We start from the raw sequence: 20476 nt of genomic DNA, 5'->3' as shown, positions 1-20476 counted from the left end.
TGTGCGCCTTCTTCTTATGTATGGCTGCTTCTCTCCTTCCCTTCCATAATTTTCGTGGGCAAATCAGACTTTTCCCGTCGCGTTGCTTCAATCGGACTTTTAAGAAATGCTGATCGACCCCAAGCAATTGCCCGGTCACATTTTTCACCTGTCTCCTTTGTGCCCGGCAACCTTTTGTAACCTGATTATAAGACGCATCAGGGGAAAAACGCGTTACAAATTGTTTACATTCTCTGCCGATTTTTTCCGGGTAATTTCCGGGGCAAATTGCTGTGGCAAAAGACAGGCGAACAGCATGAGTTGGAAGGCAAGACTGCGTGCATGCAAAAAAGCTGACGGCGAATTTCTGCCGTCAGCTCCACTATGTACTGCTATTGAAAAAGGATGTCCGCTATCCATCAGGCCCGCATGGGAATACTTGCAATTTGGCACATCCACGTTTTCCTAATTAAATGTGATGCGTAAACAAATAATGGAGGAAAAATCCCCCGCTAATGACCGCGATGACCATGCAGACGATACCGCTTTTCACCCGCTGGGAAACAAGACGCATGAAGCCAATACAGAAGAAAGCACCCGTTATCAAAAAATAGGCGACTCCAACCCAGAACAAATTCCAAGGCAAGCTTGCAAAATCCACGTTACCCAAAAGTGAACACCATCCCTGTCCCAATCTACTTTCCTTTTTGCATGGAGGATACTCCATTATAACATGTGTCTCGGTGCGCTTCGTCCGTTTCATCCTGATCGTAACAGAAGTGTCATACCTATGCAAAAACAACTGTTGCTTTTCAGACCAACATTGACTTTTTCGCGCAACCGAAAACTGCCGCGTCGATGCTTGTCAGACGAGCCTGCTACACAAGCTCGCCCGCATGCGCATCACACCACTGGACGCCTTCCGGAAAAACGCTCTGCACGTGTTTTCGCAGTTGCTCGTCGCTCGACAGCTCCGGGCTCAGAATCGAGACGATGCCCCTGTCCTCGCGGGTGCGAATCAGGCGACCGATCCCTTGCCGCAATCGCAACAGCATGTACGGCAGGTCGACCTCTGCGAATGGCGACGCTGCACTTTTTCGCTTGGCGGCAAACACCGGATCGTTCGGCGGAAACGGCAGCGACCAAATAATGACGTTCGAAAGAGACGGTCCCGGCACATCCAGCCCTTCCCACAGCGATACGGCACACAGAATGCTTTCCTCGTCATTTTGAAAACGGGAGATCAGGTGGCTGATTTCCGCATCGCCCTCGTACCAAAACCGCATGGAGGCACATTCAGGATACGCCCCTATGGCATTTTTGAACGCCCGCATTTCTTCCATGGAAGAAAACAGCAAGAGCGCACGCCCCCCGGTTTTTTGCAGCAGCGCGACAGCCAGCTTCATTTTTTCCGCAAACGGCTGCGTACTGGACAGCGGCGGTACAAAAGCTTTCATCTGCTCCGCATAGTCGTACGGGGAGGCAACGGAAAACGACAAGTAGTCGGCAATGCCCAGGCTGTCCGCCATGTAGGCAAACGAATTTTCCACCGACAAAGTAGCCGACGAGAACACAATCGGCATGTTTTGCGAGAAAACGCGCTCCCGCAGCACTTCCTGCACCATCTTGGGCATGACGACCAAGGTCGGGCCTGTCCATTCTTCGCTCATCCAGGAAATGACCTGCTCGGGCTGCTGGAACAGGCCAAGAGCGAGCTGCATCATTTCCAGATGTTCCTCGACAATCCGCAGTTGAAAGTCGTCCAGCGAGTACAGACCGCTCTCCAGCGCCAGCTCTTCCTCAATCGAGCCGATCAGGCTCGTAAAGCGGTGAATCGCCGCAATCAGCTCGGGGTGAAACACGATTTCCTTGCGCGCGGAGCCTGCGACTGGCTTGCTCTCGGCGTTCAAGCGCGAAAACAGCTCCTCGCTCTGCGTGATCGCTTCTTCGATGGCGACAGCCAGCGACTCTCGGATTTCTCCTTGCAAAAGCCGCGTGATGATTTCTTCAAAGACGGCGTGGTTCAGCTTGTAGGTCAACGCCTTTTGCGCGGCAGGCTCCAGCAAATGCCCTTCGTCAAAAATGACCGAGCTGTGGCTTGGCAAAAGCGGCAGTTGTCCTCCCCGCTTTCGCGCCTCGTACGTCCAGACGTGCTCCATGTAAAAATCGTGCGAACAGATGATGAGATCGGCAGACTTGCGGTAGTGGTCACGCGACAGCGTCTGTCCGCACCGATGCTGCCTGTCGCAGACGAAACAGTCCTGGAACGCATCCCAGTTTATCTTGGCCCACTGCTGGTCGTTCAGTGCCGAATAAGCGCTGCGATCCCCGTACGGATAAAACGACTGGAGCGCTTCATGCGTGTGGACAAAGGACGGAAGCTCCTCGTAGATTTGCTGGAAAACGTCATCGCCATCCAGTTGGTGCCGGGCCTCGTCAAGCTTTCGCAAGCAAATGTACTGATCCGGCGATTTCCCCAGCCTGGCGTCAATCGTCAGGTTGAGATGCTTGGCCAGCTTGGCGATGTCCCCTTCCGGCTTCACCAGCTGTTCGATTAGCGATTCGTTGGCACAAGCGATGATCGCCGGCTTTCTCGTATAGCGGGCATAGCAAATCGCGTACAGCAGGTAGGCGAGCGTTTTGCCCGTCCCGACCCCTGCCTCGGCAAAAATGGTTCGCTTTTCCTGAAAGGCCCGTTCGAGCTGAAACGCCATGTAAATTTGCTCATCGCGCACCTCGAAGCCCGCCTCTGGCAAAATATCGTAAAAAACGTCCGCTACCCAGTCGCTCACCTGCGGGATGAACGGCTGGGCCGGATCGTGGGCAAAAGGATACCGTTCCACTTCAGACCTGCCTCCAATATGGGAAAAGAATGATCGTGCAATGATGCCAAAGTGTAATGATGACATGACTTGTGACGAAACACAAGACGTCAGGAGGGAAAACAGCATGATTCGTGGTAAGATGAGAAAGGAGCAACCAAGGAAAATGTAGGAGGGAATGAGACAATGGACAAGATTATGTTTATCGAAATCGGCATGGGAGTTGATCTCCACGGACAAAACGTCACGAAGGCAGCCGTTCGCGCTGTTCAAAACGCCATCCATCACAATTCGATGCCAGGACTGCGCTCCGTGCTGCCCGGCAACGATATTCACAATATGAAAGTCAACGTTCGCCTGGCGGTGCCAGCCGACCGCGACAAGCTCGATCTGGACACCGTTCGCGCCGAGCTGCCGTACGGAGAAGTGTCGTTTGAAGTCGTAGACGGCGGCATGCTGACGTCAAGCGGCGTCGTGATCGCGGAAAAAGAGGACAAAAACGATCTGGCTTACGTCGTCATTGCTTCTGTGGAAGTCGGCTACTAGGCCGAGTCGGGTTGGGTTGCAGCGACCGAAAAGGCAGTCAAGCTAAGCTTCTTACAGCAAATCCGGGTGGTGCTGGTAGCGTTCAAGGTCGATCTCCCCTGTTTCGGAGACGGCTACACCTTCGCCTTCCAGCAGCATTTTTTGCAACAGGATGGAATCGCGGTCGCGAAATCCGATTTTGCCTTTGGCATTGATGACCCTGTGCCACGGAAGTTTGTATTTTTGCGATAGGGAACGGAGAATCCGCACAATTTGTCTGGCTCCGCGCGGACTTCCCGCCAAGGCGGCGATCTGTCCGTACGTCATGACGCTGCCCTCTGGGATGCTGGCGATGATTTTTACGGCTCGCTCGGTAAATTCGGTCATGTCTTCGCTCCTATCTCTTTTCGAAAAAAGATGACGATGAAAAAGGCTTGTGACAGTTTCGCCAGCACAAGCCTTTTTTCCTGTCTGCCGTGTGTTGCTTCTGCACTTCAAAGCGCGTAAGATGCCGCAATCTGTCTGTTTCTGCGCTTTCCAAGGAAATTCTTTGGAAAAATAACCAGTATCTGAGAGCCGCGATGCAGCCTGTCTTGCTTGACAAAAGACATCACCAGCGCGTCGCTTTGTTTGCCAAGTCTCAGAGCGACGCAGTGCCGTGTCACGAACGTACGCTGCGAATGGTCACCCCTGCCGCATTAAGCGCCTGACGAATGCTTTGCGCAAATGCGAGCGAGTGGGCGCCGTCCCCGTGAATGCAGATCGTATCTGCGCGAATCGGCACGTCCACGCCCTGCAGCGACTGCACCTTGCCTTCCGTCACCATGCGTACGACCTGCGCAAGAGATTTGGCTTCCTCTGCGATCAGCGCGTCGGGCTGCGTCCGTGGCGTCAGCGTCCCATCCACCTGATACGTCCGGTCCGCGAATACTTCGTGCGCGGTGCGCAACCCGATTTTTTCCCCGGCCCGCGTCAATTCGCTGCCAGCCAATCCGAACAAAACAAGCTCCGGGTTGACCCGGTAGACCGCCTCGGCAATCGCCTCCGCCAGTGCAGGACGCACAGCAGCCATGTTGTACAAGGCGCCGTGCGGCTTGACGTGCTGCATGACGCCTCCTTCCGCCTGGACGAACGCTTGCAGAGCGCCGATCTGGTAGACGACCAGATCGTAGGCGTCCTGGGCGGAAATGTCCATGTTGCGACGGCCGAACCCGACCAGATCGGGCAGGCCGGGATGCGCCCCGATTGCCACTCGACTTTCCAGGGCCAGCTTCACCGTTTTGCGCATCGTGGAAGGGTCGCCCGCATGAAAGCCGCAGGCAATGTTCGCGGAGCTTATATACTGCAGGATCTCCTGATCGTTGCCCAGCTTATACGCACCAAAGCTCTCCCCCATGTCACAGTTCAAATCGACTACTTTCATACGCTCTGCCTCCATCCCGCGTTGATTTCGATTCCCAGCCTGATTTGTTGCAGCGCAGTTTCTTGCTCGTACAGCGCCTGCTGGGCTTCGCGCAAGGACACCTCCTGAAACTGCACGCGATCACCCGGCCGCAGCTGCGCCAGAATCGGCAAGTCGACCGTTGCTACGTGACCGATTTTCGGATAGCCGCCGACCGTTTGCCTGTCCGCGAGCAAAATGATCGGCTGACCGTTGGGCGGCACCTGAATGGTACCCGTAGAGACGGCAGCGGAAATCAGTTCCAGCGGCGACTCCAGCGCAAGCTCCGGTCCTTCCAGGCGATAGCCCATTCTGTCGGACTGCGCGGCAAGCTGATAAGACTGCGCGAAAAAATGCTGGCGGCTCTCCTTCGTAAAGTGATCGAACTCCGCTCCCCGCATGACCCGGACGACGGCTTCCTTCTGGTACGGAAAAACATGCGGCGGGACAAACCAGTCCATCTCGAAGCATCCGGCATGTTGTGCCATGCTTCTCGCTCTCAACTGCTCAGCGAAAAGCCTCCCCAATTCGCTCGGCTTGCCCGGCTGCAGCCGATCTTTTTCCCGCAGCGTCCTGCCCCAGGCACCGCCGAAGCCTGCCCGGACATTCGTGCTTCGACTTCCCATGACGGGTGGAACGTCCCAGCCGCCTGCGACAGCGAGGTAAGCGCGGCAGCCTTTTTTCGCATGGGCAAATTTCAGCGTGCTGCCTTTTTTTACCCAGACAGGACGGTTGTTGCGGATGCGTTTGCCGTCTACAGAAGGCTGCATGTCCGCCCCGCACACGGCGAGCAGCATATCCTCATGAAACAGCAGCACAGGCCCTTTTAGCGTCAGCTCCAATACAGCGGCGTTCGGATCGTTTCCAACGAGCAGGTTTGCCATGCGCATCGCCAGCGTATCCATCGCCCCGCCGACGATGATGCCGTGCCGCTGATAGCCGTATCGCCCCAAATCCTGGACCGTCGTGTACAAGCCTGGCGAGATGACTTCCATACTCATGGAGCCGTTCGCCCCCTTTTTTCGAATTCTTCCTGCGAAATCGGGCAAAAGCGGACGCGATCACCTGCGCGAAGCAGGCTCGGCGGCTGTTCTTCCGGGCGAAACAAACGCTCCGGTGTCCGACCGATAATGTGCCAGCCACCCGGACTTTCAATCGGGTACACGCCTGTCTGCTCTCCCCCGATGCCGACGCTTCCCGGCGCAATCGCGGTGCGCGGCGACTGCCTGCGCGGAGTGGCAATTCTTTTGTCCAATCCCCCCAAATAAGGAAAGCCCGGAGCAAAGCCGATCATATGCACGAGATACTCCTGTTCGGAGTGAATGCGGATGACTTCTTCCGGGGTGATGCCGTGATATGCAGCCACATCCGGCAGGTCAGGGCCATACACGCCGCCGTAACAAACGGGAATCTCCACCAGCCGCGGCGTCGTCTGTTCATCCGGGCGAATGTGCAGAAGCTTTTCTGCAAGCAGCGCCTTGAACCGTTCGTACGGCATGTCCGCTGCACGCGGATCGTACCACGCCACTGGATCGTAATAGACCGTAACAGTTGTGTAGCCCGGTACGTATTCGACCATTCCCGGCAGCGGATGCTCCTCCAAATAGTCGGCGAGCGCCTTTACTTTTTGCTGTGTCGCCTGGTCAATGGCGTCTCCGAGCTTGATGACAATCCCCGAGTCACCAAGTGGAGAAAAGTCAACGTGCTCCAATTTGCTCCCCCTTTTATTCCGATAATCGGTACAATTATTCCGTATTTTGGAGTAAAGGAAAAGAGGAGTCGCCCTCCTCTTCGTATTAGCTGATTTGTCCGCCACCTTCGACGATGTCTTGCTCATGGTGCAGCGCTGTTTCGATGGCGACTTGCAGTGCCCTGACGATTGTCTCTACCGACATGCTCGGCTGGCCAGGATGCATCGCTGCCTGCTCGGGCAAGTATGGAATGTGGATAAAACCGCCGCGGATCGTTGCCTTCTGCTGCGCGAGCGTATGCATCAATCCGTAAAAAAGGTGGTTGCACACAAACGTTCCTGCTGTTTGCGAAACGGAAGCAGGAATGCCGTTTGCCCTCATTGCCTTGACCATCGCTTTGATCGGCAGTGTGGACCAGTAAGCTGTGGGCCCGCCCTCCACAATCGGGGTGTCGATTGGCTGGTTTCCTTCATTGTCCGGAATCCGCGCATCGTCAACATTGATCGCCACACGTTCGACAGTGATGTCCGGTCGGCCGCCTGCCTGTCCAATGCAGAACACGAGATCAGGTTCCGTCTCGCGAATCGCTTGCTGCAAAAGCGCGATGGACTTGCCAAACACGGTTGGCACTTGTCTTGTCTCGATGCGATATTGTTCCGAACGGACCTCCGCCAGTCGCTTGACCGATTCCCATGCCGGGTTGACCGGCTCACCGCCAAATGGGTCAAAGCCTGTTACCAAAATGGTTTTCAATGTCACTCTCCCCCGTTCCTGCTATCTCTTTTTTTCAGTCAGCTACGCTTCGCTCGTCTCCAGCCGAGCGCCCTGGAAATGCGCTCAGCAGCCTCCGTCAGGTGAGCGATCAGCGCTGGCAGTCGCTCCTCGGTGAACCTCTCCTGCGGTCCAGCGATACTGATGCCTGCATGCAAACGGCCCATGTGGTCGAAAATGGGCACCGCAACCGCGACCGTATCGTTTTCCAACTCCGAATAGCTGATCGTGTACCCTTTTTCCCGCGCATCTGCCACTGCTTTTCGCAACTCGTCCCTGTCTGTGATCGTTCCGCGGCCAATCGGCACAAGCTCCACTTCGCGCAAATACTGCTCTCTTTCCCTTTCTTCCAGAAAAGACAAAATAATTCGCGAACAGGCCCCCGCATACAACGGCGATCTGCGCCCGATCTTCGTATAGAGCCGTACCGGGTGCGGCGTATCGAGCTTTTCGATATAGATCGCTTCTTTTCCGTCCCGGACGATGAGATTGACCGCCTCTTCCACTTTGTCCCGCAAGACGCTCATCTCCGGCAGAGCGATCTGGCGAATATCCAGTCGCTCAGCCACCAACTGGCCGAACTGCAAAAACAACAGCCCGAGTGAAAATTTGCCGTCCTCGCCCCGCTGCAAAAAGCCCATTCCTTCGAGCGAGCCGAGCATGCGATGGATCGACGTTTTTGGCATTTTGGTCAGTTCAACCATCTCGTTCAAGCTCAGTCTTTCGTGATCGATGAACAGATTGAGCAACTCCATCGACTTCACGACCGTTTTGTTCTGGTTTTGTATCATGGACTTCTCTATCCCCGCGATCTCGTTGTTTTTGTCCATTTTATCATTGATGCCTGGAAGAAAAAACAGCCGATGACTTGCCTACAGCGAGATAAAGTATAGAAGGAGAATGTTGAACGCAAGCAAAATCAGCGCTGTCGGGAACTGCACACGGATGACGTGGTTTTTGTCCTTCAAATCGAGCAAGGCGGCAGGTACGATGTTGAAATTCGCTGCCATCGGCGTCATCAGCGTGCCGCAGTAGCCTGCAAACATCCCGATTGCCGCCAGGTGGTTCGCATCGACGCCGAACTGGCCGATCAGCAGTGGAATGGCGATACCGGCTGTCATGACCGGGAAGGCAGCGAACGCATTACCCATAATCATCGTGAACAGCGCCATGCCTATGCAGTAAGCGAAGACGACCCAGAACAAAGAATGCGTCGGAATAATCTGCGCAACCAGATCAGAGACGACCGTTCCGACACCTGCGCTGGTAAAGATCGTTCCGAGCGTAGCCAGCATCTGCGGCAGTACAGCCGCCCAACTGATCGCTTCCAGCAAGCGCCGCGATTCTTTGACAGGTGTCAACGGGCTGCTTTTGGTGAGCGCCATCCCGATGAGCAGCGCGATCAATGTCGCAAGCCCCAAAGAGACGAGTGTAATGTTTTTCTGGTCGAGCACGAACAGCTCGCCGATTTTTACTTCCTTGAAACCGAGACTGCCGACAATGGTCAACAGCGGAATCAGCAGCGCTGGCACGAACAGCCAGTTGCCCAGCCGCTGGCGATTCTGCTGGCGTTCCTCGGCGGTGGCTTCGCCGTAGCTTCCCAGCTTCAGACCGCCCACCCCTGCGATCAGCACCATCACAATGACGATAAGTCCCATCACAAAAGGCGGGATGACACTGCCGAACAGTAAGGAAATTCCATAGAGCGCAAAAAACAGGCCAGAGGTGAAGCGGCGCGGATTTTTCCTGTCCACAAAGGTGTACAAGCTGCCGCCAAGCGCAATCAAACCGAGAAATACATAGATCCATTCCATCGAAATCCACATCGGTTATTCCTCCTTGCCTGTCGCTGTGTGCTTGCTGTTGCTCTGTACCAGCCGTCGGTCCAGCTTGCGGTCGAGCAAAATCAGGCGGATGCTTTGCACGACGAACGCGGCAATCGCGGTCGGAATGGCCCACATTGCCATTTGCAGCGGATCGGCCGGAATGTTGTTCTGGTCGAAAAAGCCTTTCATCAATAAAATTGCGCCAATCGCGATAAAGACGTCCTCGCCGAAAAACAAGCCAATGTTGTCGGCTGCCGCAGAGTGCGCGCGTATATTTTGCCGCACGTCGGCAGGGAGGTCTTTGCCGTACTTCGCCTCCGCCGCTCCTTCTGCCATCGGTGCGACGAGCGGCCGCACCATTTGCGCATGGCCGCCAAGCGAGGTCATGCCACACACGGCAGCGATCTCGCGAATAAACAAGTAGACGTTAATGATGCGGCCTGCCGTGGCGGCCTTGATTTTAGAAACAAGCGCTTCTGCCTGTTCACGCAGCCCGTATCGCTCCAATAGACCGATGACGGGCAAGGTGGCGATAAAAATCGCCATATAGCGGTTCGTCGTAAACGCAGTGCCGAATTGTTCGATGATTTCATAAAGCGGCTGCTTGGCGAGCAGTCCTGTGGCAAGCCCCGCGACCGTCACCACCAGGAGCGGATTGAGCCGCACAATGAACCCGATAATGACAATGGCAACACCGATTAATACCATGTTTGCAGTCTCCTTTCAAATGAGGGCGAATGGAAAGCGAAGCGTTTGGGTTCCACAGCTTGTCCAACCTCACTCGCCTTTCTTTTGTTCCGAATTTCGGAACTATAGTTTCATATTTGGATTAATCAAATCATAAATTCACAATGTCTAAAAAGCAAGAAAATTTCTGAAAACATAATCAGTTGCGTATGGCAGGCATGCAAAAAAAGCAAGCAACTGCTGCTTGCCTGTCCTGTTTGCGCCAGAATGGCCGATCCGGCCTCGCTCGCCGCTAGTGAATATTCTTTTTCTTGAACCGCCCTCCTGATACGTCGTGAATATGGCCGATGGCGAGAAAAGCGTTTGGGTCAATCTCTTCCACGATGGATTTGAGCTTGGCTTCTTCCAGCCGGGTGATGACACAAAAAATGACTTTTTTATCATCCCCGGTGTAGCCGCCCTCTCCACTCAAGTAGGTAATTCCCCGCCCCAGTCTGGCCGCCAGCGCATCCCCGATCTCGTCCGGAGCGTCACTGATAATCCAGACCGAGCGCGATTGATCGAGACCGACCATGGTCAAATCAATCATTTTGTACGCGATATAGTAGGCAATCAAAGAGTACATCGCCCGATCCCAGCCAAAGATGAAGCCTGCGCTGCCCAGGATGAAAATATTGAAAAACATGACGACTTCCCCGACGGAAAACGGACTTTTGCGCGTCAGCAAAATCGCGACGATCTCGGTGCCGTCCAACGAGCCGCCTGCGCGAATGACCAGCCCGACGCCAATCCCGATAATGATACCGCCAAAGACGGCAGACAGCAGCAAATCGTCGGTCAGGCTGGGCACGTGATGCAAATAATTCGTCCCGAGCGACATGACCGCTACCCCAAACAGCGTGGAGATCGCAAACGTTTTCCCGATCTGCTTGTAGCCGATCAACAGAAACGGCAGGTTGAACAGGAAGAGGAAAATCCCCAGCTTGATTCCGGTCAGGTGGGACATCATGATCGACAGACCTGTGACACCGCCGTCGATAATATTGTTTGGCACGAGAAAAATTTCCAGACCGACGGCAACCATAAACGCTCCGATGATAATCGCAAGCGCCCTTGTGATGATTCTGCGCTTTTTGGCCCGCTTGTGGGTAATCGGACCTGCTTTTTCGACATCCATGAAAATCATCCTTACCCATTTTTTTCTTTCCTGCATTCAGCTTTCCCCTCTTGCTCGCAAAATAGCCAGCCTGATTTCAGCTTTAAGCCAGTCCTGCGCCGACTACTGGTTGTGTCGGTGAAGCCCCGCGCCAAAACCGCTGTAGCGAGAGCATCCTCTGCCCTGCCCCCGCGGTCATCTTCCAGCTGTTCCGCGATTTTTTTGCTGGCTGTATATACGCCCGCTTTCTGACATACGTGTTAGCGAAGGAATCTTTTCGCGATCAATCTGTTGGAGAAGAGGTGAGTTGGCATGGCTCCCTACCCTTCGCTCGGAAAAAGCCCGATTGACCAGCTGTTTCTCGCGTACACAGGCTACAGCATCGGCACGGACGGCACTCCGCATTATCAGTTTTGGGAATGCACGGACTTTTTGCCCTTGCTCGTCCATATCGACCCTGCTACCGGGTTGGCAGACGGCAGCATGTTCACCGATTTTCTGTTTTTGGCTCTCGGGATTTTGAATCAGTCGGGGGAAGGACGCTTTCTGGCCCGCAGCGACAAGGCTCCGGCTGGCAGGAACGAATGGCTGCGGTACATGGATGAGCTTTTCCTCGGCGACCGGAATCTCGACGCGCTCTGTCAGGCCGTTCGTTGCTCGCCTTTGTCGCGCACGAACGTCTGGGTGGCCTTGCCATATCCGAATCCGCAACCGTTTGGCGACGATGCTTGCCGTATCCAGGCTGTCGTCGACTGGATGTGCCTGTTTTTGGACAGATGGGCGAAAAAGCCGTGGGGCGATTGCCTTTGCCTGAAAGGCTTTTACTGGCTGCAGGAAAGTCTGTACTTTCAAGGGCCTGCGCACGACGACCGCCAAGTCATCCGGACGGTCAACGATGCGATTCACGCCTGCAGACACGCGGGACAGCCGCTTCAAAGCATCTGGATTCCGTATCAGCAGGCAGCTGGCTGGAACGAGTGGGCACAGCTTGGCTTCGACCTCGCTTTTTTGCAGCCAAACTACTACTTCAACCCGAAAAAAAGCGTGGAAGCTTCCGCTGCCGCAAGCGAAGCAGCCGGAATGGGCGTTGAGATCGAGTTTGACCTTGGCGTCACCTACGATCAGGAAAAGCGCGAGCGGCTGCTTTCGTACTTGCGGGCCGGAGCTTCCGGCGGGACAGACGGGCAAGGAAACACCTTCGGACCTTTTCAGTACGATGCACCGCTCGCCTGGTACACGGGTGGCTGGTTTTTCGGGAAAAACGGACGCAAACAGGCGCTCGTCAGCTTGTACCAGTCCGGGGACCCGCTTTATCACGAGCTTTTCTGCTTTATAAACGGAATCACGCCGCCGTAACCGTGCTTGCTTTTTCCATTCGCCGATTTTTTGCGTTATAATGGAGGGATGATACTTCGTTCGGAGGACCAGAGCACATGTTGCAGAGAGAGTTGACACGGGAACAGGCGATAGCGGCTGGAGAGCAAGTCCTGCAAGGGATGGAGAGTACGATCATCGAACGCGGCTATTCGTACTTTTCGAGTGGAGTTGTTTTCAATACGCGCGTCGAAAACAACCGCTTCCTGTACAGTGATGTGCAAGGGACCCAGGTGTACCACGTCCGCCTCGATCTGGAGAATGTGCAAAACAGCACCTGTACCTGTCCGTATACCCGTCTTTGCAAGCATATCGCCGCCACTTTTTTTCAGATGTACAGCGTCTTTGAAAACCCGCGCCACTTTTTAGCCCGAGCGCAAAAGCCGCGCCGGGTGAACTTCTCTTCTGCCATGCTCATGCCGCGCTATCGTCCGGTAGCAAGCGAAGGGCACGGGAACGAGACGGCCCCTGTTTCCTCCCCGTTGACGGCAACCAGCTCCGTCCACGACTGGTGGACATTTTTCGAAAGCTGGACGCGCAATTTGCTATCCGCGATGGAATCGTACCGCGCTTCCTCCGAGATATTTTCCAGCTATCAAAACGTCCTGTCCGTCGCCTGGGGCTGGCCGCGGGAACGGGCCCAGTTGTTCCACATCCACGCCAATCTGTTTCATCTGCAAAAATTGCAGCAATACGTCAAAAGCTACCGCCAGTCCTGCTGGTATCCCGATTTGGCGAAAACGGCGGAACAACTGCTGGAGCAACTGGAGGGAGCGATCTACTTTGCTGATCGTCAGGCATTGCGGGCCGATCATCGTCCGGCGCTGGCCGAGACGGTGACGATCATGCAGAAATGGAAGGAAAACGACACTTCCTCCCTCTACTGGGTGTACGCCTACCGCATGTTGTGGTGGTCGCTGCTCACCGATCCGGATTGGGTCAAGCAAGAGGTGGAGACACTGGAGCAGGCAATGCAAACACCGAATGCTCCTGCTGCCGAGATTGAAAAATATCGGCTGCTGCGCGCCCACTTTTCTGTCATGGAAAACGAGGACGCGCTCGCCCTGCAAGTGTGGAAGCAGATTGGCTGCCTGCCATTGGCTTTTTACTTGCCGTACCTAAAAGCTTTCGCCCGCAACCAGGAATGGCAGCGCTTTCTCAACTGGACGGAGGCCCTGACCGATTTGATCGGATCGGCGGAAGACCAGCAATATCGCCTGATAATTGCCATCTGGCAAGAAGCGATGAAACAGGTCGGCCGCTCCGACGAGTGTGGACACATGTTAAAAAACTTCCTGCCGGGCAGCTTTTCCGAGTATGCGCTGCATTTGTACGAGGCAAAGCAGTTCAAACCATGGATCGATTTGCACATGTCCTATCAGGTGCCGCTTGCCGATGTTTCCTCCGTGCACCTGAAAGAAATCGAGGAAGCCGCGCCGTCCCTGTTGTATCCGTACTATATCCGCGAAATCAACCGCCTGATCCGCGAGCGCAACCGCACCGCCTATAAAGAGGCGATCAAGCTGTTGAAAAAAGTGCGCGCCATTTTCGCCAAAGCGAAGCAGGAGTCCGACTGGGAGCGCTTCGTGGACAAACTGTCCGCCAAGCACAACCGCCTGCGGGCTTTTCAGGAGGAGCTAAGGAGAGGAAATCTGTACCTATGAACACTGTTACAACCATGGTGCTATCAGCAGAGCTTCGCTCAGACGGTCGATTCCTCATTGCGGGAACGAACCCGAGCGGACATGCAATCGATCCGGAAGAGCTTGCCGCCGTGCTTTTTGCCTGGGATGAAGCCTCCAGCTACGGCACGTTCGTGGAAAAAAACGAGCAAGGATTGCTGCTCGGCCCGACAGAGGCGCTGTCGTTTTTCACCGCGCCGCCATGGCTGTTGCACCGGAATTACTCGGTTGACAGACGTTTTTCCGAATACCGGGACACCGCCGTTTTCCTGCAAAACACGCTGGCCGCAGGTGCGATCATCCCGGACTTTGCCGAGTGGAAGCAAGGGCGGTTTGGCTGGAGGGCGGAGCATGCGCCCGCCTGGTTTTCCCCCTGCGGCAACAAGTGGCTGTCGCACGTGCTGGAGGAAGCCGTCCACGCTCCCGGTGAGATCGGCCGCGCCTGGGATCAGCTCACCGCACAGTTTCCGGCGCTGCACGTCATGGGTGACGAGCTGTCTGTCCATTTGCAGGAGACAGAATGGCTGCAATCGATTGGCTGGCTTCCGGATGTGACGCCGTTTCGCACTTGCTTGCAAATTGTCGAGCCCGTGCACGATGCTGGCGAATGGCAGCTCCAGGTTTATTTGCAGGATCGGGAAGAACCGGATCGGCTGTTTGTAATCGAGCCGCATCAGCTCGGCGCACAAGACGGGCACACCGCGCGAATCCCGGTGGCATGGAAGGAGCACTGGCGACGTTTTCAAAGCGACCTGGCCAAATGCCGCAGCATTTTTCCCTGGCAACAAGCATCCGGCGCTGATGCACCTGGCGCGCTGCGCACCCGGCTGACCAACGAGGAAGCCTGGATTTTTCTTGCGTCCTGCAGCTTGCAGCTCGTTCAGTCGGGCATTCACGTCTTTTTGCCGGCGTGGTGGGAGCAAGTTCGCAAAGTCAGACCAAAGCTCAAGGCGAAGCTCTCCCCTAACGCCGGTGCGAGCAGACAGTCTTTTTTGGGCATCTCGCAGGTCATGGACTTTGAATGGAAGCTCGCGCTCGGCCCTGTCGAGCTCGACGAGAAAGAGTTTGCGGAGCTGGTTCGGCAAAAGCAGCGGCTGCTAAAAATCAGGGGGCATTGGGTACAGCTCACTCCTGCCCTGTTCGCTGAACTGCAGGAAGCGTTGAAAAAGACAAACGCAAAAAATGGCTTGACCTTGCGCGACGTCATGACCATGCACTTGATCGCAAATGTCGAGGGCGAAGAGCAGGATGGCGTCGACGATCCCGATGAGCCTTACCCGCTGACCGTGGAAGTCCAGCTCAACGCGCATTTGCAGGAGTTGATGCACCGCCTGCAGGAAACCAGAAAAATCCCGATTTTGCCGCAGCCGGACAGTTTTTGCGGCACGCTGCGCAAATACCAGCTCGAAGGAAGCTCGTGGCTGCTGTTTTTGCGCCAGTTCGGTCTGGGAGCGTGTCTCGCCGATGACATGGGCCTTGGGAAAACCGTGCAGTTTATCACCTATTTGCTGCATGTCAAAGCAGCGGAAACCGCTCAGCCGCCTTCGCTGCTCATCTGTCCGACCTCAGTCATCGGCAACTGGCAAAAGGAGCTGCAACGGTTCGCGCCTTCCTTGAAGGTGTTCATCCACTACGGAAACGCGCGGCCAAAAAAAGCAGACTTTGCCGCTGCCATCGCGGGCGTGGATCTCGTCATTACGTCCTATGCACTCTCCCACCTCGATGTTCAGGAGCTGTCCTCCATCACCTGGAATACGGTTTGTCTGGACGAGGCACAAAACATTAAAAACGCCTATACAAAGCAGGCGTCTGCCGTCCGGGACTTGAAGGCATGGCACCGGATCGCGCTCACCGGAACACCGATTGAAAACCGTCTGAGCGAGCTTTGGTCGATCTTTGATTTCCTCAACCCCGGCTATTTGGGCAGTCTCGGTGAATTTACCCAGCGCTTTGTCCAGCCGATTGAGCGCGACCGCGACCAGACACTGATCCAGACGGTGCAGCGGCTCATCCAGCCGTTCCTGCTGCGCCGCACCAAGACAGACCCGGCGATTCAACTGGACTTGCCGGAGAAAAACGAAAGCAAGGTGTACGTGCCGTTGACCCCGGAGCAAAGCGCTCTCTATGAAACCGCGATCCAGGACATGTTTGCCCGGATGGAAAACGTCTCCGCCATGGAACGGCGCGGCCTCATTCTGACGACATTGACGCGGCTCAAGCAGCTTTGCGACCATCCGGCGCTGATCCTGAACGAGATCACGACGGCGGATGAAGCAAGCCGCTCCCACAAGCTGGAGCGATTGCTGGAGCTGGTCGAGGAAATTCGGCACAAAAAGGAACGCTGCCTGATCTTTACGCAATACATTGAAATGGGCAACCTGCTCCAGCGCGTGTTGACGCGTGAAGGCTACGGCCCTGTTTACTTTTTGAACGGCGCCACCAAAAAAGAAAAACGGGACGAGATGATCGCCCGTTTTCAGGATGCCTCCCTCCCGGATGAGGAACGCGGCGCTATTTTCATTCTGTCCCTGCGCGCAGGCGGCACAGGCTTGAACCTGACGGAAGCGAACCACGTCATTCACGTCGACCGCTGGTGGAACCCCGCCGTGGAAAACCAGGCAACCGACCGGGCGTACCGCATCGGCCAGCGGCGGAATGTCCAGGTGTACAAATTCATTTCGCTCGGGACCATCGAGGAACGGATTGACGAAATGATGGAGCGCAAACTCTCGCTCAGCCAGCAGATTGTCGGCAGCGGGGAAAGCTGGATCACCGAGTTGTCGACGGCTGAACTTCGCGAGCTGTTCGCCCTGCGCCATGACTGGAACCATACGAAAGGATAGTGTCAGATGGAGTCTGTAAAAGAAACTACCCCCTCTTCTCCCCAAGCCAGAGAACACGAGAGAAAAGACCTGCCCGAAGCGTGGAAACGCTTTTTACAGGCAGTCCAAAGCCAGTTCTCCGGGCAAAAGCCGCCATCTGCCAAATAAACCACGCCAAAAAGTCCGATCCGCCTCGCCAGCCGATCGGACTTTTTGTGTGTTTGCTGCCGCCCCGCCGTACATCGCTACACACGATCTGGCCAAAGTCGTGCTCAGCGCCCTCATTTTCGGATGGCGAATGGCCCGCCTGCACTCCACCTGCTATATGAGTGAAACAGGTGAAAAGGTGTACGTCATTTCTGGGCAACTTTTTTTTGGCACGATGACACATTTTGTCGAGCAATTCGATGTTGCCAACGATCCCGGCCAGGTTGTCATTGATTTTTCCCGCTCGCATGTCTGGGATCTGTCCGCTGTGACCGCCATCTCCAAAGTCGTCGCCAAATACCGCGATGCCAATAAATTCGTACTCATCACAGGCTTGAATGAAGAAAGCAAACAGCTTGTGGATCGGCTTGGCCTCTCGGTTTTTGCCGGACATTGACCGATTAAGCCAGCCCCCTCTTCGCTCGGACAAGAGGGGGGTTTTTGCATGCGTCAGTCTCATTATGTGTACCCGTCAAGTTTTTCCTTATGCTATTTTTGCAATAGAACGATCACATTTCTTTATTAGTCAGCGCCAAAAACCAGTGCTAGAATAATCAATATCAAAATTCCTGCTTGGTAACGGCAAAGGTTGTGACAGAAAGATGGATTTTCCATGGAAGCGTAATTTGTTTGTGTTATGGGTCGGCGTCTTTTTCTGCAGCACAGCCTACTCGATCTCCATACCGTTCTTGCCCATCTTCCTCCACACGTCTTTGGGTGTTCACAATCATTTGGAAGCCTGGTCGGGAATCTCGTTTGGCATCACTTTTTTGGCAAGCGCCCTGATCTCGCCGTACTGGGGCTCGCTCGCGGACAAATACGGGCGGAAACCGATGTTGATCCGCTCCGGTTTTAGCCTGGCTTTGTTGTACTTCCTTACTTACTTTATTACAGACCCTTACCTTTTCCTGGTGCTGCGCGTGTTTCAAGGGCTGCTCGCTGGCTACGTACCAGCCGCGATCGCACTGGTCGCGACGAATACACCGGAAAAAAACGTCGGGTACGCTCTCGGGGTGATGGCAACCGCTGGAGCTACGGGCGGGATTGTCGGGCCGCTCGTCGGCGGAGTAGTCAGTCACCTCTGGGGAAACGCTGAGGCTTTTCTTTTCTCCGGCTGTGTCGTGCTCGTATCCGCGCTGATCGCGACCTTCCTCGTCAAGGAGACGAACATGAACCGTTCCGGCAGCCGCTCCAACGTGCGGGAAGACTTGCGGGCTGCCATCGCCAACCGCTCGCTCATGACGATTCTCGGCCTCAGCCTGATGGTCACGATCTCCGTCATGCTGCTGGAGCCGCTGTTGACCGTCTACGTGCTGCAGCTCGGGGCCTCGCAGCAGGAAGCCTCGCTCAGCGCCGGGATTATTTTCGCTGCCGTCGGGATAGCCACCGTAATCGCCGCCCCGCAATGGGGAAAACTTGGCGGCAAGATCGGCTACACGAAAATTTTGTTCATCGGCTTGCTGGGCGGTGCTGTCGGCAACCTGCTGCAAGTTTTTTTCACCAACCTGTACGGATTCGGGGTTTTGCGCTTCGCGTACGGTCTGTTTTTCGCTGCGGTCTACCCTTCGATCAACGCGCTGATCGTCAAAGTAACCGAACCCGAGTTTCGCGGCAGAGCCTTCAGTCTGAACCAGTCCGCCAACCAGCTCGCGACGATGCTTGGCCCTGTACTCGGTGGCGTGCTCGGTGGCGTCATCCCGATCCGCTACGTGTTCATTATCAACGGAATCGCCCTGCTCGCTACCGCCATCCTGATTCGCGCCAAAAAACAGGGGCTGGCCGGGAAGCACTCCCAAAAACAGTCCTCCGATCCGCAACTGGCCGCGAAATAACGGAATCGCACTACTCCACCAAAAAACTCCCTTTCGCTTCGTCAGACAAACACTTGCCTGACGATGGCAAAAGGGAGTTTTACGCTTGGGCGATAACGCCAAACCACCTTATGTCTGCTCAATCCCAATGTAAATCTTGACTTGGGCCTGATTCGGGTCGGCGCAGCTGACGCTGTCGTACCGTTCAAAATCCGCGACGAACGTCCGTTTGACGCCAGACTCCCTGGACCACGCCCAAATGTGCGCCCACGCCTCCTGAATGACCTCGACGATCGGGCCGACTCTGGTTGTAAAGACCGCATAGGTTGCGGCCGGGATCGTCTTTACGGTCAACTCGGCAGGCAGTTGGGCACCTGCTTCCACCTCAACGCCTACGAGCAAGGAGAACTCTCCCTGTTCATCACTTTCATAATCCGAGTATACGCCATAGACGACTCCCGGCTGTTTTTTCCCTGGTGTTCGCTCCAGATACCCTTGCTCGTAGTAACGGTGCCACAAAGGGCCGATTTTTCCGTTTGCTCCGCGTTCCGCCTCGTTCGTGGTACGAATTTGCAGGCCAGCTACACGCATTTCACCCAATCTGACAATCGTCGGATTCATCTGTATGCACGCTCCTGTTCAAAGAGTGGATTACATGCCTAGTATAGCTTTCCTACCTTGACACCTGTCTGTCAACGTTTCTCGTCTGTCTCGTATTTTGCCAACATGTTTTTCGCCGTATCCGCGATCCGCTTGCGGATAAAATCCGGTGCCAACACCTGTACGTTGTCGCCGTAGCTGAGCAGCATGCTCGTCAGCCACTCATCGTCGACCATTGTCGTGCGGACAGTCATCTCGCCGTTTGGCGCGGTTTCAATCGTTTGCGGATCAAACATGTCTCGCACCCGAACGTGGACACGCGGGGAAAATTGCAGCACGAGCGCGACTTTTTCCCCCTGATCCCACTCGTCCTGCCATTGCAGCGTTTCCACCTCGCAGTCATGGGCGGCGAAATGCTCCGGCAGCAGTTCCAGCTCCGCAATCCGCGACAGGCGGAACAGCCGAAACGCTTCCTTGCTTCGGCAAAAGGCGTACACGTACCAGACATAGCCTTTGATAATCAACCGCACTGGCTCGATGATCCGATTGCTCGCTTCTCCCTGTATTTTCGTGTAGACGATTCTCGTTCGCTGCCTGCTTTTGATCGCCTCGCGCAGCCTCGCTACCTTTTGTTCGATCGCTGGAGAGCTGCCCCACGGATTGAAGTCATAGACGACCGGATGAGCGTCTCCTGCAAGCCCCGGTGGAGCCGTCGCGAGCAATGCCTTGATTTTTTCCAACAACTGCCCGATCTGCTTGTCGTCTGTGGAGGAATGCACGCCTTTCAGCGCGGCAATAACCGCGACCAGTTCATTGGCGGAAAGGTATTGTCGGTCAATCGTAAAGTTTTCCATGATCTCGTAGCCGCCGCTTGTGCCAGGATAGGCGACAATCGGAATCCCCGCCGCGTTGATCGTCTCCAGGTCGCGGTAGACGGTGCGCAGCGATACCTCAAAGTGGTCGGCCAGCTCGCGGGCGCTCATCCGGCGTTTGTTCAACAGCATCATGACAATCGCCAGCAGTCGTTCTACTTTCAACTCTCGTTCCACCACCTTTTCGCTACTCCGCTACCGGAGCTTTTT

The 20476-nt window shown here is 55.2% G+C and carries 19 protein-coding genes; 6 read left to right on the top strand and 13 right to left on the bottom strand.

What is annotated here, in order from left to right; translation table 11 throughout:
• Positions 1 to 448: 448 nt before the first annotated feature.
• Positions 449 to 640, bottom strand: coding sequence for a hypothetical protein (locus AAFJ72_RS10825; RefSeq protein ID WP_246005757.1), 192 nt, complete (start codon positions 638 to 640; stop codon positions 449 to 451).
• Positions 641 to 857: 217 nt separating this feature from the next.
• Positions 858 to 2822 (bottom strand): ATP-dependent DNA helicase, encoded by a 1965-nt coding sequence (locus AAFJ72_RS10820; RefSeq protein ID WP_432777067.1) that lies wholly within the window; start codon positions 2820 to 2822, stop codon positions 858 to 860.
• 165 nt (positions 2823 to 2987) lie between these two features.
• On the opposite strand from AAFJ72_RS10820, the gene AAFJ72_RS10815 reads away from it, so the two are divergent.
• The gene (locus tag AAFJ72_RS10815) at positions 2988 to 3347 is read left to right on the top strand and encodes a Lin0512 family protein (protein WP_432777066.1); all 360 of its coding nucleotides are present in this window, start codon (positions 2988 to 2990) and stop codon (positions 3345 to 3347) included.
• 51 nt (positions 3348 to 3398) lie between these two features.
• On the opposite strand, the gene AAFJ72_RS10810 is transcribed toward AAFJ72_RS10815, so the two are convergent.
• The 9 genes from AAFJ72_RS10810 to AAFJ72_RS10770 all read right to left on the bottom strand — a co-directional run bounded on the left by AAFJ72_RS10810 (position 3399) and on the right by AAFJ72_RS10770 (position 10955).
• Positions 3399 to 3713 (bottom strand): MGMT family protein, encoded by a 315-nt coding sequence (locus AAFJ72_RS10810; protein ID WP_432777065.1) that lies wholly within the window; start codon positions 3711 to 3713, stop codon positions 3399 to 3401.
• 274 nt (positions 3714 to 3987) lie between these two features.
• Positions 3988 to 4749, bottom strand: coding sequence for a LamB/YcsF family protein (locus AAFJ72_RS10805; protein WP_432777064.1), 762 nt, complete (start codon positions 4747 to 4749; stop codon positions 3988 to 3990).
• Positions 4746 to 5768, bottom strand: a complete 1023-nt coding sequence (locus AAFJ72_RS10800; RefSeq protein WP_432777063.1) for a biotin-dependent carboxyltransferase family protein — start codon at positions 5766 to 5768, stop codon at positions 4746 to 4748. The genes AAFJ72_RS10805 and AAFJ72_RS10800 overlap by 4 nt, the downstream gene beginning before the upstream one ends.
• Positions 5765 to 6478, bottom strand: a complete 714-nt coding sequence (gene pxpB / locus AAFJ72_RS10795) for a 5-oxoprolinase subunit PxpB (protein WP_432777062.1) — start codon at positions 6476 to 6478, stop codon at positions 5765 to 5767. The genes AAFJ72_RS10800 and pxpB overlap by 4 nt, the downstream gene beginning before the upstream one ends.
• An 85-nt stretch (positions 6479 to 6563) precedes the next feature.
• Entirely contained in the window at positions 6564 to 7211 is a 648-nt protein-coding gene (pcp, locus tag AAFJ72_RS10790) for a pyroglutamyl-peptidase I (RefSeq protein ID WP_432777061.1), read from the bottom strand.
• A 38-nt stretch (positions 7212 to 7249) separates the two neighbouring features.
• On the bottom strand, positions 7250 to 8020 hold the full coding sequence (locus tag AAFJ72_RS10785) for an IclR family transcriptional regulator (RefSeq protein WP_432777060.1): 771 nt from the start codon (positions 8018 to 8020) through the stop codon (positions 7250 to 7252).
• Positions 8021 to 8101: 81 nt separating this feature from the next.
• Complete coding sequence (locus AAFJ72_RS10780) at positions 8102 to 9055, bottom strand: DUF979 domain-containing protein (RefSeq protein WP_432777059.1); 954 nt, start codon at positions 9053 to 9055, stop codon at positions 8102 to 8104.
• 3 nt (positions 9056 to 9058) lie between these two features.
• Positions 9059 to 9763 (bottom strand): DUF969 domain-containing protein, encoded by a 705-nt coding sequence (locus tag AAFJ72_RS10775; protein ID WP_432777058.1) that lies wholly within the window; start codon positions 9761 to 9763, stop codon positions 9059 to 9061.
• 271 nt (positions 9764 to 10034) lie between these two features.
• Entirely contained in the window at positions 10035 to 10955 is a 921-nt protein-coding gene (locus tag AAFJ72_RS10770) for a YitT family protein (RefSeq protein WP_432777057.1), read from the bottom strand.
• A gap of 255 nt (positions 10956 to 11210) precedes the next feature.
• On the opposite strand from AAFJ72_RS10770, the gene AAFJ72_RS10765 reads away from it, so the two are divergent.
• The 5 genes from AAFJ72_RS10765 (at position 11211) to AAFJ72_RS10745 (ending at position 18815) form a co-directional block, all read left to right on the top strand.
• Positions 11211 to 12254 carry a DUF4855 domain-containing protein gene (locus tag AAFJ72_RS10765; protein ID WP_432777056.1) on the top strand — a complete coding sequence of 348 codons (1044 nt, stop codon included), beginning with the start codon at positions 11211 to 11213 and terminating at the stop codon, positions 12252 to 12254.
• A gap of 77 nt (positions 12255 to 12331) precedes the next feature.
• Complete coding sequence (locus AAFJ72_RS10760) at positions 12332 to 13936, top strand: SWIM zinc finger family protein (protein WP_122903901.1); 1605 nt, start codon at positions 12332 to 12334, stop codon at positions 13934 to 13936.
• Complete coding sequence (locus AAFJ72_RS10755) at positions 13933 to 16797, top strand: DEAD/DEAH box helicase (RefSeq protein ID WP_432777055.1); 2865 nt, start codon at positions 13933 to 13935, stop codon at positions 16795 to 16797. The genes AAFJ72_RS10760 and AAFJ72_RS10755 overlap by 4 nt, the downstream gene beginning before the upstream one ends.
• Positions 16798 to 16993: 196 nt before the next feature.
• A complete protein-coding gene (locus AAFJ72_RS10750) occupies positions 16994 to 17380 on the top strand; it encodes an STAS domain-containing protein (RefSeq protein WP_432777054.1) in 387 nt (128 codons plus the stop codon).
• A 205-nt stretch (positions 17381 to 17585) separates the two neighbouring features.
• Entirely contained in the window at positions 17586 to 18815 is a 1230-nt protein-coding gene (locus AAFJ72_RS10745; RefSeq protein WP_432777053.1) for an MFS transporter, read from the top strand.
• A gap of 108 nt (positions 18816 to 18923) precedes the next feature.
• Here the strand turns inward: AAFJ72_RS10745 and AAFJ72_RS10740 are convergent, their stop codons facing one another.
• Together AAFJ72_RS10740 and AAFJ72_RS10735 are read right to left on the bottom strand one after the other, a co-directional pair.
• Positions 18924 to 19415 carry a GyrI-like domain-containing protein gene (locus AAFJ72_RS10740; RefSeq protein WP_432777052.1) on the bottom strand — a complete coding sequence of 164 codons (492 nt, stop codon included), beginning with the start codon at positions 19413 to 19415 and terminating at the stop codon, positions 18924 to 18926.
• A 71-nt stretch (positions 19416 to 19486) separates the two neighbouring features.
• The gene (locus AAFJ72_RS10735; RefSeq protein ID WP_432777051.1) at positions 19487 to 20431 is read right to left on the bottom strand and encodes a helix-turn-helix transcriptional regulator; all 945 of its coding nucleotides are present in this window, start codon (positions 20429 to 20431) and stop codon (positions 19487 to 19489) included.
• Between the last annotated feature and the right edge of the window lie 45 nt (positions 20432 to 20476).

Source organism: Brevibacillus gelatini (genome assembly GCF_050920745.1).
Taxonomy (GTDB): domain Bacteria; phylum Bacillota; class Bacilli; order Brevibacillales; family Brevibacillaceae; genus Brevibacillus; species Brevibacillus gelatini.
This window is presented reverse-complemented; position numbering and strand designations above follow the sequence as displayed.

Excerpts from the sequence above, each read along its gene's own strand:
- AAFJ72_RS10815 (WP_432777066.1), top strand. The coding sequence starts at position 2,988 with ATGGACAAGATTATGTTTATCGAAATCGGCATGGGAGTTGATCTCCAC.
- AAFJ72_RS10810 (WP_432777065.1), bottom strand. The coding sequence starts at position 3,713 with ATGACCGAATTTACCGAGCGAGCCGTAAAAATCATCGCCAGCATCCCA.
- AAFJ72_RS10805 (WP_432777064.1), bottom strand. The coding sequence starts at position 4,749 with ATGAAAGTAGTCGATTTGAACTGTGACATGGGGGAGAGCTTTGGTGCG.
- AAFJ72_RS10800 (WP_432777063.1), bottom strand. The coding sequence starts at position 5,768 with ATGAGTATGGAAGTCATCTCGCCAGGCTTGTACACGACGGTCCAGGAT.
- AAFJ72_RS10785 (WP_432777060.1), bottom strand. The coding sequence starts at position 8,020 with ATGATACAAAACCAGAACAAAACGGTCGTGAAGTCGATGGAGTTGCTC.
- AAFJ72_RS10780 (WP_432777059.1), bottom strand. The coding sequence starts at position 9,055 with ATGTGGATTTCGATGGAATGGATCTATGTATTTCTCGGTTTGATTGCG.
- AAFJ72_RS10775 (WP_432777058.1), bottom strand. The coding sequence starts at position 9,763 with ATGGTATTAATCGGTGTTGCCATTGTCATTATCGGGTTCATTGTGCGG.
- AAFJ72_RS10770 (WP_432777057.1), bottom strand. The coding sequence starts at position 10,955 with ATGCAGGAAAGAAAAAAATGGGTAAGGATGATTTTCATGGATGTCGAA.
- AAFJ72_RS10765 (WP_432777056.1), top strand. The coding sequence starts at position 11,211 with ATGGCTCCCTACCCTTCGCTCGGAAAAAGCCCGATTGACCAGCTGTTT.
- AAFJ72_RS10760 (WP_122903901.1), top strand. The coding sequence starts at position 12,332 with ATGTTGCAGAGAGAGTTGACACGGGAACAGGCGATAGCGGCTGGAGAG.
- AAFJ72_RS10755 (WP_432777055.1), top strand. The coding sequence starts at position 13,933 with ATGAACACTGTTACAACCATGGTGCTATCAGCAGAGCTTCGCTCAGAC.
- AAFJ72_RS10745 (WP_432777053.1), top strand. The coding sequence starts at position 17,586 with ATGGATTTTCCATGGAAGCGTAATTTGTTTGTGTTATGGGTCGGCGTC.
- AAFJ72_RS10740 (WP_432777052.1), bottom strand. The coding sequence starts at position 19,415 with ATGAATCCGACGATTGTCAGATTGGGTGAAATGCGTGTAGCTGGCCTG.